The sequence below is a fragment of the Stenotrophomonas maltophilia group sp. Smal17 genome (assembly GCF_030237045.1).
Taxonomy (GTDB): Bacteria; Pseudomonadota; Gammaproteobacteria; order Xanthomonadales; family Xanthomonadaceae; genus Stenotrophomonas; species Stenotrophomonas forensis.
Genome location: NZ_JASJSU010000049.1, coordinates 12482 through 29053, shown reverse-complemented (window position 1 = coordinate 29053; position 16572 = coordinate 12482). Strand labels below are relative to the sequence as shown.

The 16572-nt window shown below is 67.3% G+C and carries 15 protein-coding genes; 3 read left to right on the top strand and 12 right to left on the bottom strand.

Translation table 11 applies throughout. The features are described from left to right. Positions 1-322: 322 nt before the first annotated feature. Both QRO93_RS13665 and hisS read right to left on the bottom strand, forming a co-directional pair. Entirely contained in the window at positions 323-619 is a 297-nt protein-coding gene (locus QRO93_RS13665) for a hypothetical protein (protein WP_180878140.1), read from the bottom strand. After that, entirely contained in the window at positions 616-2013 is a 1398-nt protein-coding gene (hisS, locus tag QRO93_RS13660; RefSeq protein WP_180878141.1) for a histidine--tRNA ligase, read from the bottom strand. Before hisS ends, QRO93_RS13665 begins: the two co-directional genes overlap by 4 nt. A gap of 126 nt (positions 2014-2139) precedes the next feature. Here hisS and QRO93_RS13655 point away from each other — a divergent pair, with 126 nt between their 5' ends. Continuing rightward, positions 2140-2892, top strand: a complete 753-nt coding sequence (locus QRO93_RS13655; protein ID WP_006436589.1) for a Crp/Fnr family transcriptional regulator — start codon at positions 2140-2142, stop codon at positions 2890-2892. 54 nt (positions 2893-2946) lie between these two features. Here the strand turns inward: QRO93_RS13655 and QRO93_RS13650 are convergent, their stop codons facing one another. The 10 genes from QRO93_RS13650 to mqo all read right to left on the bottom strand — a co-directional run bounded on the left by QRO93_RS13650 (position 2947) and on the right by mqo (position 14757). Further along, positions 2947-4314: an SLC13 family permease gene (locus QRO93_RS13650; RefSeq protein ID WP_180879476.1), complete on the bottom strand. Its 1368-nt coding sequence runs from the start codon at positions 4312-4314 to the stop codon at positions 2947-2949. A gap of 104 nt (positions 4315-4418) precedes the next feature. Beyond that, complete coding sequence (gene mdcH / locus QRO93_RS13645) at positions 4419-5339, bottom strand: malonate decarboxylase subunit epsilon (protein ID WP_180879478.1); 921 nt, start codon at positions 5337-5339, stop codon at positions 4419-4421. Further along, the gene (gene mdcB, locus QRO93_RS13640) at positions 5336-6193 is read right to left on the bottom strand and encodes a triphosphoribosyl-dephospho-CoA synthase MdcB (RefSeq protein WP_053449086.1); all 858 of its coding nucleotides are present in this window, start codon (positions 6191-6193) and stop codon (positions 5336-5338) included. The genes mdcH and mdcB overlap by 4 nt, the downstream gene beginning before the upstream one ends. Next, positions 6190-6831 carry a malonate decarboxylase holo-[acyl-carrier-protein] synthase gene (gene mdcG / locus QRO93_RS13635; protein WP_053449087.1) on the bottom strand — a complete coding sequence of 214 codons (642 nt, stop codon included), beginning with the start codon at positions 6829-6831 and terminating at the stop codon, positions 6190-6192. Before mdcG ends, mdcB begins: the two co-directional genes overlap by 4 nt. Next, entirely contained in the window at positions 6824-7528 is a 705-nt protein-coding gene (mdcE, locus tag QRO93_RS13630; protein ID WP_053451259.1) for a biotin-independent malonate decarboxylase subunit gamma, read from the bottom strand. The genes mdcG and mdcE overlap by 8 nt, the downstream gene beginning before the upstream one ends. A 2-nt stretch (positions 7529-7530) precedes the next feature. Next, positions 7531-8439, bottom strand: a complete 909-nt coding sequence (locus QRO93_RS13625) for a biotin-independent malonate decarboxylase subunit beta (protein ID WP_053449088.1) — start codon at positions 8437-8439, stop codon at positions 7531-7533. After that, a complete protein-coding gene (mdcC, locus tag QRO93_RS13620; protein ID WP_180879480.1) occupies positions 8436-8756 on the bottom strand; it encodes a malonate decarboxylase acyl carrier protein in 321 nt (106 codons plus the stop codon). The genes QRO93_RS13625 and mdcC overlap by 4 nt, the downstream gene beginning before the upstream one ends. A gap of 10 nt (positions 8757-8766) precedes the next feature. Further along, positions 8767-10410, bottom strand: a complete 1644-nt coding sequence (gene mdcA / locus QRO93_RS13615) for a malonate decarboxylase subunit alpha (protein ID WP_180879482.1) — start codon at positions 10408-10410, stop codon at positions 8767-8769. Between the two features lie 190 nt (positions 10411-10600). Next, complete coding sequence (locus QRO93_RS13610) at positions 10601-12793, bottom strand: TonB-dependent siderophore receptor (RefSeq protein WP_285304262.1); 2193 nt, start codon at positions 12791-12793, stop codon at positions 10601-10603. A gap of 263 nt (positions 12794-13056) precedes the next feature. Further along, complete coding sequence (mqo, locus tag QRO93_RS13605; protein WP_180879486.1) at positions 13057-14757, bottom strand: malate dehydrogenase (quinone); 1701 nt, start codon at positions 14755-14757, stop codon at positions 13057-13059. A 221-nt stretch (positions 14758-14978) separates the two neighbouring features. Between mqo and QRO93_RS13600 the strand changes: the two genes are divergently transcribed. Continuing rightward, positions 14979-16097: a PAAR domain-containing protein gene (locus QRO93_RS13600; protein ID WP_238581859.1), complete on the top strand. Its 1119-nt coding sequence runs from the start codon at positions 14979-14981 to the stop codon at positions 16095-16097. Next, positions 16082-16570 carry a hypothetical protein gene (locus tag QRO93_RS13595; RefSeq protein WP_006424058.1) on the top strand — a complete coding sequence of 163 codons (489 nt, stop codon included), beginning with the start codon at positions 16082-16084 and terminating at the stop codon, positions 16568-16570. The genes QRO93_RS13600 and QRO93_RS13595 overlap by 16 nt, the downstream gene beginning before the upstream one ends. Positions 16571-16572: the final 2 nt, after the last annotated feature.

Here is a 16572-nt window from a genome sequence, read left to right as displayed (position 1 = left end):
CCTGCACCCGCAGAGGCCTGAGCAACGGCAAAAGCCGGGCTACTGAAAGCCGGGCTACTGAGGGTTGGCAGGCTGGGTCCGGTGGCAGGGGACGCCGTGAACCCGTCCATGGGAGCTTGGTCGCGGCATCCATGCCGCTCACACCCCTGCCACCGGACCCACCCCGCCTTCGACAGTTTCCCGCGATCTTTCAGAACGGCGTGGGTCGGATCGAAACCGGCTTTTGTAGAGTCGAGCCATGCTCGACTGCTGTTTGCCCTGAAACGCAGAACGCCCACCAAAGGGCGGGCGTTCCTCTTTTAAATCAGCAATTTGGAAACAATCAGGGCGAACAGCGGATCTCCGCCTGCAGCGCGCCGCGCCGCAGGCACTCGCCGAACAGGCTGCCCTGCCGGCTCGGCAGGGGCTGGATGTTCGCCAGCTCACCTGCGCCCGTCGGGCTCTTCCGCGAGGCCAGGGCCCGCAGGTCCCCCTCCAGCTGCGCGTGATCGATCACATGGCAACGATCGACCTGCAACCGGTACTGCGCCTTCCCGATCCGGGCGCTGTGCAGCGCCGGATCACTCTGGCAACCCGCCAGCAGGAGCGCGCTCAACGCTCCTGCGGCGGCTCGCTTCATGCCATCGCCCTGGACTGCTCCAGCTCCACCTGCAGCGTGCTGGCCAGCTCGTCGCGCGACACTTCGAACTGCTGCTCGCGCAGCAGGTCCTTCACCGCCACCACGCCGCGGGCCAGCTCGTCCTCGCCCGCCAGCACCACGAAGCGGATGCCGGCCTTGGCCGCGTACTGGAACTGCTTGCCGATCTTCTTCGGCTCCATCTGCACTTCGGTGTTGATCCCACCGGCACGCAGGCGGCGGGCGATATCCAGCGACTGCGGCATGCCCTGCTCGTCCATCAGCGCGACCAGTGCCTGCACGCTGCTGCCTTCGATGCCATCGATCAGGCCAGCCTCGCGCAGCTGCCAGAACAGGCGCGACAGGCCGATGGAGATGCCCACGCCCGGCAGCTTGGACTTGCTGTAGTGGCTGGCCAGGTCTTCGTAACGGCCGCCCGAGCAGATCGAGCCGATCTGCGGGTGGTCGGTCAGCGTGGTCTCGTAGACGGTGCCGGTGTAGTAATCCAGGCCGCGGGCGATGGAGAAATTCAGGCAGTACGCGGATTCCGGCACGCCCAGCGCCTGCACCAGCTGCAGCACTTCGCGCAGCTCGGCCACGCCGGTACGCAGGGTTTCCGACGAAGCCGCACCGGCCTCCAGCGCGGCCAGCTGCGCCAGCGCATCGGCATGGCTCTGCGAACGCACGGCGACGAAGGCCAGGATCTTCTCGACCTGCTCGGCCGGAATGCCGAAGCCCTCGCCCACCAGCGTCTCGCGCACGTAATCGGCACCGCGCTTGTCCAGCTTGTCCACTTCACGCAACACCGCCAGCTGGCGCTCGCCCTCGGCCACGCCCAGGCTTTCGAAGAAACCGCGCATCAGCTTGCGGTTGTTCAGCTGGATGCTGAAGTCACCAATCCGCAGTTCCGAGAACACCGCGTGGATGACCGCCAGTACTTCGGCGTCGTAACGCACGCTCAGGCTGTCCTTGCCGATCACGTCGATGTCGCACTGGTAGAACTCACGGAAACGGCCACGCTGGGCGCGCTCGCCGCGATAGACGCGCTGCATCTGGTAGCGGCGGAACGGGAACGTCAGTTCATGCTCGTGCTCGGCGACATAGCGCGCCAGCGGCACGGTGAGGTCGAAGCGCAGCGCCATTTCCGGCAGCGAGCGGTCGCCCGATTCGGCGGCATTGGCCAGCGCACCGGTGGACTGCACGAAGTACACCTGGCGCTCGGTCTCGCCACCGGACTTGGTCAGCAGCACGTCGGACAGCTCGAACACCGGCGTCTCCACCGGCAGGAACCCGAAGCGCTCGTAGTTGCGGCGGATCACGTCCAGCATGCGCTGGAACGCAATCTGCTCGCGCGGCAGCAGTTCAAGGGTGCCGGGCGGGGTACGGGGCTTGATCACGGGCGGAACTCCTGCTGGAACGGGACGTGGGAGGGGGCGACATTCTAGCGCCCCCGCCTCGGGCAGGGTCGAACGGCCGCTTGAAGTATCATAAGGCCCTCCCCGACCGCGATACGCCCCCGCAACATGTCACGGCCTTCCGGCGCTCCGCCCGCCAACAACGATCCCGCCTCGCCGTCCTGCCCCACGCTGGACTGCCTGCACTGCTCGGTTCGCCACCTGGCGGTGTGCTCGGCGCTGTCGCCCGACGAAGTGCAGGCGTTGGAGCAGGTCACTGTTTCACAGCAGGTCAGCATGGGCAGCACATTGGCCCGCACCGGCGAAGAGCGTGACCATGTCTATACATTGACCGCCGGGGCGCTGCGCCTGGTGCGCACCCTGGCCGACGGCCGCCGCCAGATCAACGGTTTCGTGCTGCCCGGGGACTACCTCGGCCTCAGCAGCAGCGATCATCACCGCTACGACATCGAGGCGATCGCCGACAGCCGCGTGTGCCGCGTCGCACTGCCGCAGATGAAGGTGTTGCGCAGCCGTTTCCCGCACCTGGAGCGCAAGCTGCTGCAGCGCGCCTGCCAGGAACTGGATGCCGCGCAGGACGCCGCATTGGCACTGGCGCGCCTGCAGCCGGCCGAGAAGCTGGCCGACTTCCTGCTGCGCCTGGCCGCGCGCGAGGCCCGCCTCGGCGGTGACGGCCTGCGCGTATCGCTGCCGATGGGCCGCGGCGACATCGCCGACCATCTCGGCCTGACCATGGAAACGGTCAGCCGCACCTTCACCAAGCTGCGCCAGCAGGGCCTGATCGCCCTGCCCCACCTGAACGTGGTGGAGATCCTCGACGAGGACGGGCTGCGCGAGCTGGCCGGTGAAGGGTTGATCTGACCGCATCGCGGTTCATGGGATTGCCGGCCAGCGGCCGGCACTACCGTTGAGTGGTTACATCCAGCCCGGCACCACGAATACCAGCCAGGCCAGCAGCGGCCCCAATGCCACCACCAGGCCGCTGTAGACCAGGAAGCGGCGGAACAGGGTCTCGCGTTCTTCCTTGGCGGCCGACGCCACCACCAGTGCGCCATTGGTCGAGAACGGGCTGACATCGACGATGGTGGATGACACCGCCAGCGCACAGATCACGCCGGCCGCGCTGAGGTGGCCCTGCATCAGGAACGGCACCGCCAGCGGGATGGTGGCGCCCAGCACGGCGGCCGACGAGGCGAATGCGGAGACGATGCCACCGACGTAGCAGACCAGCAGTGCACCGAGCAGCGGGATGCCGATATCGGATACACCATTGCCGATGAAGTCCACCGCACCGGCATGTTCCAGTACGCCGATGTAGGTCACCACGCCGCAGATCAGCAGCACGGTGGACCAGCTGATGCCATCGACCGCCCCCTTCTGGCTCTGCGGCGACAGCAGCGCCAAGACCACCGCCACGGTGATCGAGACCAGGCCGACGTTGAGGTTGTAGATCAGCGCGGCCACGCCCAGGCCAAGCAGGCCGATCAGGGTGAACAGCCGCTCGCGGGTCAGGTTCACCGCATCCAGTGCCGCCGGATCATTGGACAGGGTGCCACCGCCGGCGGCGACCAGTGCGCCATGGCCTTCGATCGCAAACTGGCGTGACGATGCCTGCGGGCCGCCGGCCATCGCCAGCTCGGCATTGCCGATCGTTCCCGCTGCGGTGATCGAGCCGCGACGCAGCAGGGCGATGCCTCCGAAGGCGAAGAAGCAGATCGTCGCCATCATCAGGTTGAAGCCCAGGCTGGTCAGGAACACCGCCATCTCGGTTACTTCCAGCCCGGCTTTCTGCACCACGCCATTGGTGATGCTGCCGTACACGCTGATCGGCGAGAAGCCGCCCGCCTGCGCACCATGAATGACCAGCAGGCCCATCATCAGCGGATTGATGTTGTACTGCTTGGCAAAGCGCAGGGCGACCGGGCCGATGATGGCGACCGCGGCGGGGCCCAGCGCACCGAACGCGGTGAGCACCGCGGTGATCACGAACATCACCCACGGAATGGCCACGATATGGCCGCGCACCGCTTTCACTGCCCAGTGCACCAGCAGGTCGATGGTGCCGTTCTTCTGCGCGATGGCGAACAGATAGGTGATGCCGACCAGGGTCAGGAACAGATCGCCTGGAAAGCCGGCCAGGACTTCCTTGCCTCCCATGTCGACCCATAGCCCGCCGATGATGAAGGCCAGCGCGAAAGCGACGGCGCCCATGTTGATCGGCATTGCCGTGGCGACGATGAACATGATCACCAGGCCGATGATCGTTGCGATTTGTGGACTCATGCGCCCTCCCAGACACGTGACTCACGTACAGCGCGGATGGAGACCCGCCATCCCGGGGTAAGGCGACGTACGGCGTGTTGCGTGATACGTACTGCTCGAACCCGTTACTGCAGCCGCTCCAGCGCACTGCGGACCCACGCCGCGGCACCCTCAAGGCTCTGGAACTCTTCCACCGCGCGCACTTCGCAGCACGGATAGGACGGCGCGACCATGCGCGCCAGCGCGCTGCCCGGGCCCAGCTGCAGGAACACCCGTGCGCCGCGCTCGAAGGCCTGGCGCATCACCTGCGCCCACTCGATGGTCTGTGCCAGCTGCGCCGACAGCGTGTGCACCACGGCGGCGCCATCACGCACCGGGCGGGCATCGACGCCGGCCAGCAGGGGCAGCCGCGGCGCATGCACCTGCGCGGCCCGCAGCGCTGCGGCAAACGGTGCTTCCGCACCGGCCAACAGCGGCGTGTGTGCGGGCACATGGACCGGCAATGGACGGATTTCCGCGCCGCAGGCCTGCGCGTCTGCCGCCAACGCGTGCAGCGACGGCTGTGCACCGCCCACGATGAAGTGGTCATGGCCATTGGCGATGGCGATGAAGGCGCCATGCGTGTCGCACAACCGCTGCGTGGCATCGCGGTCCAGCCCCAGCACTGCCTGCAGCCCGGCATCGCGGGGGCTGGCGGCGTCCATCAGGCGCGCGCGCTGCGCAGACAGTGCCAGGCAGGTGGTGGTGTCGAAGCTGCCGGCGATGGCGTGCGCGGCGAGCTCGCCGATGCTGTAGCCGGCGATCACCGTCGGCGTCGGCAACACCTCGCGCAGGCCCTGCCAGTGCGCCAGGCTGGCTGCGCACAGCAGGGGCTGCGCCTGCACATTGTCGAAACGGTCGTCGGCCGCCGCAGCGGCGAACACATCGCGGCCCAGCAGTTCGCCGATGGCATCGAGCAGCGGCTGTGCGGCGGCAAGGCCGCGCACGCGATCGAACATCGCCGGATGCTGTGCGCCTTGTCCGGGACAGAGCAGGGCCAGGCTCATGAGCCCTCCTGATGCAACAGGAACACGCTGCAGGCGAGCAGGTCGGCGCTGCCGCCGGGGCTCAAGCGACGCACGACGAAGGCATCGGCGATCTGTCGCAGGCGCGGCCGCCAATCGTGCGCGAAGGCGCCGCCGTCGGCCAGGAAACGGTGGGCCTGCTGCCGTGCCCAGCGCAGGCCTTCAGCGCCTCCGCGATGCAGCAGGTTGAGGTCTTCGGTGTGTGCGACCAGCTGCATCAGCGTGTGGCACATCGCGGCTTCGCGTGACAGGCCATTGGCCAGCGCGTGGCGCAGGGTGGGCAACGCCACCTCGCGCAGCAGCGGATAGCCTGCAGCGGCGTGTTCGCGCACGCCGGGCACGTTGTGCCGGACGCGCGCACGTTGGCCTGGGCTGCCTGCATCCAGCGGGGCATGTGCGAAGTGCCCCGCCCAGCGACGTACCTCCAGGCAGACCCGCTCACCGCTGGTGGCATGGCCCAGGCGGGAACGGCAGGCAGCGGCGGCCGCGACCAGCAGACCGAGGCTGAAGATCGCGCCACGATGGGTATTGATGCCGGCGGTCGCGCGCAGCATCGCCGCTTCGGCGGCGATGCCACATCGGCGCAGGGCATCGAAGTCCGCCCCGGCTGCACCGAGGTGGGCCACGGCAGCGAAATAGTGGCGCAGCGCGAACAGACTGCGCAGGAATGTGCCGGCGTCCATGTCGTGATGGCTGCCGCTGTCGAAGGGAGTGACCAGCCCGGGCTTGGGCGCCAGCGCCAGTTCGGCGTGCAGGCTGGCGACGGCCAGGCGCCCCAGGCGCGCGCTGTCCGCGGCAGCTGCCGGCCGGACCGTCGGCTGCGCGACGGCGCTCATGCGGTCACCCCGGCGGGGGCGAACACGGACTCGCGCAGTTCCAGGGCGGCGCCGTCGTGGCGCTTGACCAGCACTTCGCGGCTGCGTCCCGCGTACTCCCGCCAGTTCACGGCGGCATCGCCGGCCAGGCACAGTTCGCCATCGACCCGGCGGCCGTGTTCGGTTTCCCAGGCCTGCAGCCGTGCAACCAGGGCATCGGCCTGTGCGCTGCTGTTGATCTGCCACAGCAGATCGATGTCCGAACGCGCGTGCACATAGTGCAGGCCGGTCAGGTGCTGCCACGCGAAGGCACCGAATACATGCGCCGCAGCGATGCCGTGCAGTGCCTGCAGGGGGCGTTGCCAGTCCTGCGCAACGTTGCCTTCCAGCACCGTATGAAGTGATGGTGGCGGTGCGCTGCGCAGCACATCGCGTGCCGGCACGCGCAGGGCCAGGCGCAGTTTGCCCTCGGCCGGCGGCAGCGGTACGCCCAGGCGCAGCCGGGGATCGGCATCGTCGGCGGCACGCCGGGCGACGATGGCCGGCAGGCCCTGCGCGAACCAGTTGGCCAAGCGCGGCTCATGCGGGGCGATGTCGGCCTGCCAGGCCGCGTGTGCCGACAGCCAGACCAGCGTATGCCGGGGCAAGCGCTCAGGCATCGCCCTGGCTCACCGCAGTGGCCACCGCTGCGGCCAGGCGACGTCCGCCACGTTCGGCACCCCGCACGGCGCGGCGGTCGCCATCGGTGGGCGTACGCAGCGCCTGCAGCAGGTGTGCGGCCAGGTCGCCGCTCCAGATCGAATCCACCGCGCCCATCGCCACGTAGTTCTCCACGCCCGGCGCGAATACCGGCGAGCTCTGGCTGAGTGCCTGCAGCTTCTCCAGCGGCTGCTTGGTCACCCGCGCCATCGCGCGCAGGTCCATCACCCGCACCTGCGCATCGGGCAGGGCATGGATGTGGTCGGCCATCAGGCCGAACGAGAGGAAGCCACCACTGACCGACTCACCGTAGACCAGGGTGACCAGGCGGGCGCCACGGCGGCGGGCCAGATCCAGCGTCTGCGCCAGGTGCGCGAAACAGCCGTTGATGCCGAGCAGTTCGTCGCGGCGTGCCAGGCGCTGGCCGGCGGTGTCGACCAGCATCACGATCGGTCGATGGGGATGTGCGGCGGTGCTGGCCAGCACGGTTTCGGCCAGTGCCAGTGCGTGGTCCACGCCCACTTCGAGCTTGTCGGCGGTGCCGATCACGGTCACCTCGCCGTCGTCGGTGCTGGCGGTTCCGGTCAGCACCGAGTCCTCCACGGCAACGGCGTGGCCACGCGGAAACAGCGCATCAAGCAGCGCGCGCAGGGGCAGGCTCATGGCAGGCTCCGATCAGCGGTGACGGCGAGGAAGTCGTCGGTGTCCAGCAGCGGCAGCCGCTCGGGTTCGGTGATGCCCAGCAGCGACCAGATCTCAAGACCATCGCGGCATCCGCCCCAGGCCTGCACGCGTGCTTTCAATGCGGCATGACGTGCCTGCAGGGCATTCAGTGCGGCATCGGCATCGGTGCTGGCGGTGTCCACCAGCAGCGCATCGAATGCCGCCTGCGCGAACGCCCCGATGGCATCGGGCACCAGCACCTGGGCCTGGTCGATCAGGTAGCGGTGCTTGCCGCCAGTCACCCGCCAGACCAGCGCGCGGTCGCGGGAATCAAACTCTTCCACGCCGCGAACGGTTTCGATCACCTCCGGCCCGGACAGCGACAGCCGGCCCTCCTCGGACATGATCACCGTGCTGCAGCAACGGGCAACGATGCCCATGCCACCGAACGCGCCGTTGCCACTGCCGATCAGCGCGACCACCGGGACGCCCGCAGCGCGTGCATCCAGGGTGGCGCGCATGATCTCGGAAATGGCAATCAGGCCGGCATTGGCTTCGTGCAGGCGTACGCCGCCGGTATCAAGCAGCAGCAACACCCCATCGGGGCGGGTCGCCGCTGCGCGGCGCAGCAGGCCGGTCAGCTTGGCGCCGTGCACTTCGCCCACACCGCCGCCCATGAATTCACCCTGCTGCGCGGCCAGCAGCACGCGCTTGCCGCGAAGCGTGGCTTCGCCGACGACGATGCCATCGTCGAATGCGGCTGGCTGGTCGAGTTGGGCCAGGTGCGGGCTCATCATCCGTCGCGCAGGGCCCAGGAACTCGCGGAACGATCCGGCGTCGACCAGCCCGGCAATGCGTTCGCGCGCATCGGCTTCGTAGTAGCTGTGGCGCTGGACGTGGCTCATGGCGTACCTCCTGCCAGCAGGGTTTCCACCGCCTGGTCCAGGCGCAGGCTGACCACCGCCGGGGTGGCGCCGGCATCGTTGATCGAGATGCGCACATCGCGCAGCGGATGGCGATGCGCGAAATCGCCGATCACCGCCTCCCATACGCGGCCGAAGCCCTGCGCGGCGGTGACGATGCGGACCGACATCGCGCCCTCCAGCGCTGCCGGCTCCAGCAGGATTTCCAGGTTGCCCGAGGCCAACACGCCGACCAGCACCGCATCGCGCGGGAACTGCACCGGGGTGCGTCCTTCGAATCGATAGTCGAGGGTTTCCATGCTCAGCCCCTTACCAGTTGCGGAAGCGCTTGGGCGGGTCGTACAGACCGCCGGACCAGCGCACCAGATCCTTCACTGAACGTGCCGCCAGCAGATCGCGGCTGGCATCACGCACGGAGATGCCCAGGTCTTCCGGGCGGCGGATGACACCACGGTCGCGCAGGTTCTCGACCATCGCGCGATCGCGGCCCAGGCCGACCGCCGTATAGCCGGACACGCCGCGGATCGCCTGTTCGCGTTCTTCCGGCGTGCGGCACAGCAGCAGGTTGGCGATGCCTTCCTCGGTCAGCACGTGGCTGACATCGTCGCCGTAGATCATCACCGGCGGCAGCGGCATGCCGGCGCGCTCGGCCAGTTCCCAGGCATCAAGGCGATCGACGAAGGCCGGTGCCATGTGTTCGCGGAAGGTTTCCACCATCTGCACCACCAGCTTGCGCCCGCGTGGCATTTCGCCGGGACGGGCGGCCTGCTGGCCAGCCTTGATCCAGGCGTCGCTGGCGTGGCGGCGGCCACGCGCATCCGAGCCCATGTTCGGTGCGCCGCCGAAGCCGGCGATGCGGTCGCGCGTGGCCGTGGAGCTGTTGCCCTGCAGGTCGATCTGCAGGGTCGAGCCGATGAACATGTCGCAGGCATACAGGCCGGCGGTCTGCGAGAACGCGCGGTTGGAGCGCATGGAGCCATCGGCGCCGGTGAAGAACACATCGCTTCGTGCGGCGATGTACTTCTCCATGCCCAGTTCGGAGCCGAATGAATGCACCGATTTTACGAAGCCCGATTCGATCGCCGGAATCAACGCCGGGTGCGGATTGAGGGCCCAGTGCTGGCAGATCTTTCCCTTCAGCCCGAGCGATTCGGCATAGGTCGGCAGCAGCAGCTCGATGGCGGCCGTGTCGAAGCCGATGCCATGATTGAGGCGGTTGACGCCGTACTCGGCGTAGATGCCCTTGATCGCCATCATCGCCATCAGCACCTGGATCTCGGAAATCTGTGCCGGGTCGCGGGTGAACAGCGGTTCGATGTGATTCGGGCGCGGCGCCTGCACCACGAAGTTGACCCAGTCAGCAGGGATGTCGACGCGGGGGAGGGTGTCGACGATTTCGTTGACCTGCGCGATCACGATGCCACCACCAAACGCCGTGGCCTCGACGATCACCGGGGTGTCTTCGGTATTCGGCCCGGTGTACAGGTTGCCGTGCCGGTCGGCGGCCTGCGCAGCGACCAGCGCCACGCGCGGGGTCAGGTCGATGAAGTAGCGGCCGAACAGTTCCAGGTAGGTGTGGATGGCGCCGATCTGGATGCGCCCCTCGGCCACCAGGTTGGCCAGCCGCACCGACTGCGGGCCGGAGAAGGAGAAGTCCAGCCTGGAGGCGATGCCGCGTTCGAACACATCCAGGTGCGAAGGCAGTGACAGCACCGACTGCACCATGTGCAGGTCGTGAATCCGTGCCGGGTCGAGGGCGGCAAGTGCCTGGGCGAGGAAGTCGGCCTGCTTCTGGTTGTTGCCTTCCAGGCAGACCTTGTCACCCGGCTCCAGCAGCGCGTGCAGCAGTTCGCCGATATCGGCGGCCGCGACCTCATGGCCGCAGGCCCAGCGCGAAGCGCGCTCCAGGCGTACCCGGCGGCTGCGTTGCAACGTATCCCAGCTCGGGTTCATCGACCGGCTTCCGATTGGCGTTGAGATAATTACCGCATAATTATGAAGCGGTGTGCAACCCGCAGCGCAGCAAAAAGAAGGGCCCGCGCGCAGGCGGGCCCATTCAGGCAGGCCACGACCGTGGGTCGTGGCGGAGGGCGTGCCGACCGACGGTCGGCACCCACCAGGCACCCACCGGTTCGCGGGTCGCTTAGAACTTCCAGCGCAGGCTGGCCGCCACGAAGCGCGGTTCGCCGAAGTTGTTGTAGTCCAGGTTGGCCCAGTAGGTCTTGTCCAGCGCGTTGCGCACGCTCAGCGTCGCGGTCCAGTTGTCGCTGATGCGGTAGTTGGCATTGAACTGCACCAGCGAGTACGCCGGCTGGTTCACCGTCACCGTGCCACCCAGCGGGTAGGCGATGTTGTAGCCCTGCACCCGGCTCTGCCACTGCAGGCCGCCGCCGATGCTCAGCCGCTCCAGGGCGCCGCGCAGCTGCACCTGGGTATTGAGCTGCAGCAGGTTCTCGGGCGGGTTGGCGTACAGCAGGTCGGTGGTGGCCCGGGTCACCTTGACGTGGGTGTAGCCGGCGTTGACCGTCCAGCCCGGCAGGATTTCGCCATTGACGTCCATTTCCCAGCCGCGCGCCTTGGTCCCGTTGATGCCGATGTAGGCCGAGCTGCCATCGCTCAGCGTGCCTTCCGGCACGCTCATGTCACGCACCGCGTAGTTGTCCTGCTTGGCCTCGAACACCGCGGCATTGGCGGTCAGGCGGCCATCGAACCACTGCGTCTTGATGCCCGCTTCCAGGTTCGAGCCCTGCACCGGCGCCAGCAGGTTTTCGTTGCGGTCCTTGTAGTTCTGCGGGTTGAAGATCTCGGTGTAGCTGGCATACGCCGAGACGTTCGGGGTGATCTCGTAGACCAGGCCCACGTACGGGGTGACCTCATCGCTCACCTTGTAGGCGCCGCTGGTGCCGGTATAGGCCCCGGCCGCGTTGTACGAGCGGCTGAGGGTCTGCCAGCGGCTCAGGCGTGCACCGGCAATCAGCGACAGCGGATCGGCCAGGCGCAGCCGGGTGGCCAGGTAGACGCCACTCTGCGTGGTCTTGGCCACGCGGCGCGCGCCGGTGCGGCTGTAGGTCACCTCGGAGATGTCGCCGTCCCAGTTGAACACGTTGGGGATGTAGTAGCAGCGCTCACGCCCGCAGGTCGCCCAGTCGCCGGGGAAGTTCAGCGCCACGGTATTGGTGGTGCCTTCCAGGTCCGACCACTGTGCACCCACGGTCAGGTCATGGTCGCGGCCGAGCAGCGGGAAGGTGCCGGTCAGGTAGGCATCGACGTTGCGGCGCGTATCCTTGGAATCGCCAGCGGCGGCGCGCAGGTAGATGCCCGCGCCGGAATTCGGGTCCGGGTAGCCGGTGCCGTACAGGCGCACGTTCTGCACGTTGCCACGGGTGTAGGCGGTTTTGATCTTCAGCAGCCAGTCCTCGCCGAAGCGCTGTTCCAGATTGGCAAAGGCGGTGTTGCTCTCGCGCTTCCAGTAGCTCCACTTCGGCGACAGGTTGGTCGAGCGCGCGAGATGGGCGAAGTTGCCCTGGCTGTCGAAGAACGCGACAGTGCCCCAGGTCGAGCCGGTTGGGTTGTTGTCCTGGCTCTGGTAACCGAGGGTGAGGGTGGTGCTGTCGGTGATATCGCCTTCCAGCACCGCCATGCCCGCCATCTTGGTCTCGTCGTAGCGGTCGTAGTACAGACCGCGGTCGGTGTAGGCGGCCACCACGCGGCTGCGGAAGCGGCCATCATCGGTGAGCGGCGCGGTCACGTCGGCCTGCATGCGGCGGTAGTCCCAGCTGCCGGCACTGACCGAGAACGATGCGTCGAAATCCTTGCCCGGACGCTTGCGCAGCAGGTTGACCGTGGCCGACGGCACGCCCGCACCGCTGAGCAGGCCGTTGGCGCCGCGGATCACTTCGATGCGGTCGTAGAAGGCGGTGTCGTATTCCTGGTTGGTGGAGCCGCTGTAGGTGGGAATGCCGTCGACCTGGAAATCAGTGATGGCGAAACCGCGCGCGTAGTACAGCGGGCGCTGGGTGTCAAAGAAGGACACGCTGACGCCGGGCACGGTACGCATCACGTCGTTGATGCTGAACAGTGATTCGTCCTGCAGGCGCTGCAGGCTGATCGCGGTGGCCGACTGCGGAGTTTCCTGCAGGGTGATCGGCAGGCGGGTGGAGCTGGACGGCGGTGCCGACTGTTCGGCGCGGACGCTGACCCGATCCAGAGTCTTGGCGTCGGCAGCGCCGTCGGCAGCCGCGAATGCGCTGGGTGCGGACAGCAGGGCCAACGACGAAAGCAGGGCAGCGGGCAGCAGCGCGCGGCGGGGCAGGCGGTCATGCGGGTTCGGGGACATGGTGGGCTCGAAGCGTGGAGGCGGGGAAGGGCGGCACAGTCGTCCAGCACCCGGGGCGGCGGCTTCGGGCACGTCAGGTCCATCTGGGAGAGGCGCGGTCACTGCGCAGTGCGCAAATGTAAATAATTCTTAACAACATTACAATTCTCATCAATGCGCAGGGCCATTCGGGCGCATGGCAGCGGGCAGGCCCCATCCGCGCAAACGCGAACGGCCACCCGAAGGTGGCCGTCCGTCCGTGTACTACAGGGGATGCTGCGGGCTTACAGCGCCTGCAGTTCCTCGTTGGCGTTGCGCTTTTCCTTGGCCGGTGCCGGAACCGGGGCCGGAACCGCTGCCGGTGCAGGCGCTGCGGCATTGGCATCCACCGGCACCTCCAGGTACGGCAGGTGCAGGGTCTGGCTGGTCAGCGTGCGGATCTCGTTCACCAGCGCCGCGCTGTCATTGAGCTTGCGCCCGTATGACGGCACGATCTCGCGCAGGCGGGTTTCCCAGCCGGCCTTCATCTGCTCCGGGAAGGCCTTGGCCATCAGGTCCAGCATGATCGGCGGCGAGGTCGAGGCACCCGGCGAGGCGCCGAGCAGAGCGGCGATGGTGTGGTCCTTGTCGGTCACGATCTCGGTACCGAACTGCAGCACCGGGCCCTTCAGCGGGTCACGCTTGATGATCTGCACGCGCTGGCCGGCGGTGACCAGCTTCCAGTCGCCCGGCTTGGCGTTGGGGAAGTACTTGACCAGCTCGGCCTGGCGGTCGGCATCGTTCAACCGCGCCTGGCCCATCAGGTACTGCACCAGGTCCAGGTTGTCCTTGCCCACTTCCAGCATCGGGCCGACGTTGTTGTGGGTGACCGAGGAATACAGGTCCCACCACGAGCCGTGCTTGAGGAACTTGGTGCTGTACAGCGCGAACGGCCCGAACAGCACCACCGGCTTGCCGTCCAGCTTGCGCGCATCCAGGTGCGGCACCGACATCGGCGGCGAGCCGGTCTCGGCCATGCCGTAGGCCTTCACGCCATGGCGCGAGGTCACGTCCTGGCCCTGGAAGGCGAGGAACTGGCCGCCGACCGGGAAGCCGGCGTAGTCCTTCGATTCCGGGATGCCCGACATCTGCAGCAGCTTCAGCGCGGCGCCACCGGCCCCGATGAACACGAAGCGGGCGTGGGTGGTGGTCTCGGTGCCGGCCTTGAGGTCCTTCACCGTCACGTTCCAGCTCTTGTCGGCGTTCTGCCGCAGCGCGCTCACTTCGTGGTTCAGGTGCAGGCTGAAATTCGGGCTGCGCTGCAGGCCGGTGGTCAGCTGGCGGGTGATCACGCCGAAGTTGACGTCGGTGCCGAGCGGCATCCAGGTCGCGGCCACCTTCTGCTTCGGATCACGGCCTTCCATCAGCAGCGGCGCCCACTGCTGGATCTGCCTGGGATCTTCGGAGTACTGCATGCCGTAGAACAGCGGGTTCTTCACCAGGGCCTGCTGGCGCTTGTGCAGGTAGGCGATGTTGTCATCGCCCCAGACGAAGCTCATGTGCGGGGTCGGGTTGATGAAGTCGCTGGGCTGGCTCAGCCGGCCTTCCTTCACCTGGTGCGACCAGAACTGGCGCGAGACCTCGAACGATTCGGCGATGCCGACCGCGCGCTTGGTCTCGATGCTGCCGTCGGGCAGTTCCGGGGTGTAGTTCAGCTCGGCGAAGGCCGAATGGCCGGTACCGGCGTTGTTCCAGCCATCGGAGCTTTCACCGGCAACGCCGTCGAGGCGTTCGTAGACCTGGATGTTCCAGTCCGGCTGCAGTTCCTGCAGGTAGGTGGCCAGGGTGATGCTCATGATGCCGGCGCCGACCAGCACAACGTCGACGGGCTTGTCGTTGCTGGCGGCGGGCACCGAACGCTGGGTCAGCGGCCAGTACAGGAACAGCGCGGCGGCCAGCAACAGCAGCACGAGCAGGGCGAGCAGGGCCTTGCCAAATTTCTTCATGGGGGCGGGATCGTTGGCGGAGGGGAGGAGTTCAGGATGCGCATGGGGCAGGGAAAGGGCGTGAAGAAACAACGCCTTGCCGCATCCTGGAGACGATTCTAACCGGAACCGGTCCGGTTTTTGTGCAATGCATCATCCTGTTGGCGTGCGCGCTGCGGTACGATTGCCGGCTGATTCGCAACGACTACTGGCCATGGAGTGGCCGCGCAACGATGTCACGGATGCTGATCGTGGTAGGTGACGCCCTGCAGACGGGCGGTTCGGTACTGACAGGTTCCCCGCACACCGATATCGAAGGCCGCGCCGTGGCACGCGTCGGCGATCGGGTGATGTGCGCCCGGCACGGGCCCGGCTCGATCGTGACCGGTGACAGCACCCTGGTCATCGACGGCCAGCCGGTCGCCCGCGACGGCGACAAGGCCAGCTGCGGCTGCGCGCTGATGGCGGGCAAGCAGCAGCGGGCGCATGTCGTCGCCGGTGGTGGGGGTGGTGGTGGGCAGGCCGCGCTGGGTGCGCTGGCCAAGGTGGCGGGCATCGTGGCGCCGCTGCTGAAGACGATGCCGTTGCAGACGCCGCCGTTCGCACCGCCCGGCACGCCCGCGCCGGAAGAGCCGGCGGCGCCGCAGTGCTGGGTGGACGATCACGATACCCGGATCGATCGCGATGTGGACGGACGCTATTACGAGGCGTACGACGTCAACGGTGACAAGCACGATTACGCCTTCCCGGTCAGCTACCGCATCGAAATCCCGCTGCATGCGCAGGGCGAGGTGGTGGTGTCGATCAAGGTGCAGCCGATGCCACAGGCCGGGGTCACCGCGGCCGAAGTGACCGCGACGCGAGCACGCATGGAGCAGGGAATCGATCAGTTCTGGAATGGCCGCTTCACCCTGGACATACACGACCCGCAGTGCGGTACCCGCAGTTTCCCGCTCCGCTACGAAGTGCGCTGGGTGCAGGGCGGCAGCGACTACAAATTGATCATCCACCGCAGCTACGACCGCGAGCAGGTCGAGTTTCCGGATATCGACGTCTCGGTATCAACAACGCCGTGGACCTTCGCCCACGAGTTCGCCCATACGCTGGGCGTGCCCGACGAGTATTCCTACAATGATCCGGACGAGGAAACCGTGCGCTACCTCCAGCCCGACGGTACCCTCGATCCGGAAGTGCTGGTTGCCGTTCCTGATTCGCGCGCGCTGTCCGACCCGTCAGCCACCATCATGAATTCGGTCGACTGCGCCGTGACCCTGCCGCGACATGCCTGGAACATCGCGCGCGAGATACGCGAGCTGCTGAGCCGCCAGATCGGCCGGGAGATAACATGCACCGTCAAGTGATTTCACTGATTGCCACTTTTGCCGCCGCCACCGCGCTGCCGGCCCATAGCAAGGAGCTGCCTCCCGTGATCGAACTTCATGCGCGCTGCGTGGACGATGCCCAGTGCCGTTTCCGTGGGCAGACGCTCAATGTCGAGCTGGAGCTGCGCAACAGCGGCAGTGAGCCGGTGTCATTGCCGCTGGAGTACATCCGCAGTCGTGGTCCTTCGGTGAAGGTGAAGGACAACCACTCGGGGAAGACGACCGCCCTGCGCAGTGGCATGGCCGCCGCTGCGCTGCGGGATCAGATGCAGGAGCTGCGTGCGGGCCAGTCCCTGCGCATCGGTTTTCCGATCAAGCCGCAGGAACTGACCCGGTTCGCGTTGCGCCCAATGGATGTGACCCTGCAGCTTTCGGTGAACCTGACGCCCGGTGCAGGCAGTACCGAAGCGCAGGTGGTGCAGGCGCAGCTGCGCGTGCTCGACGCAGACTGATT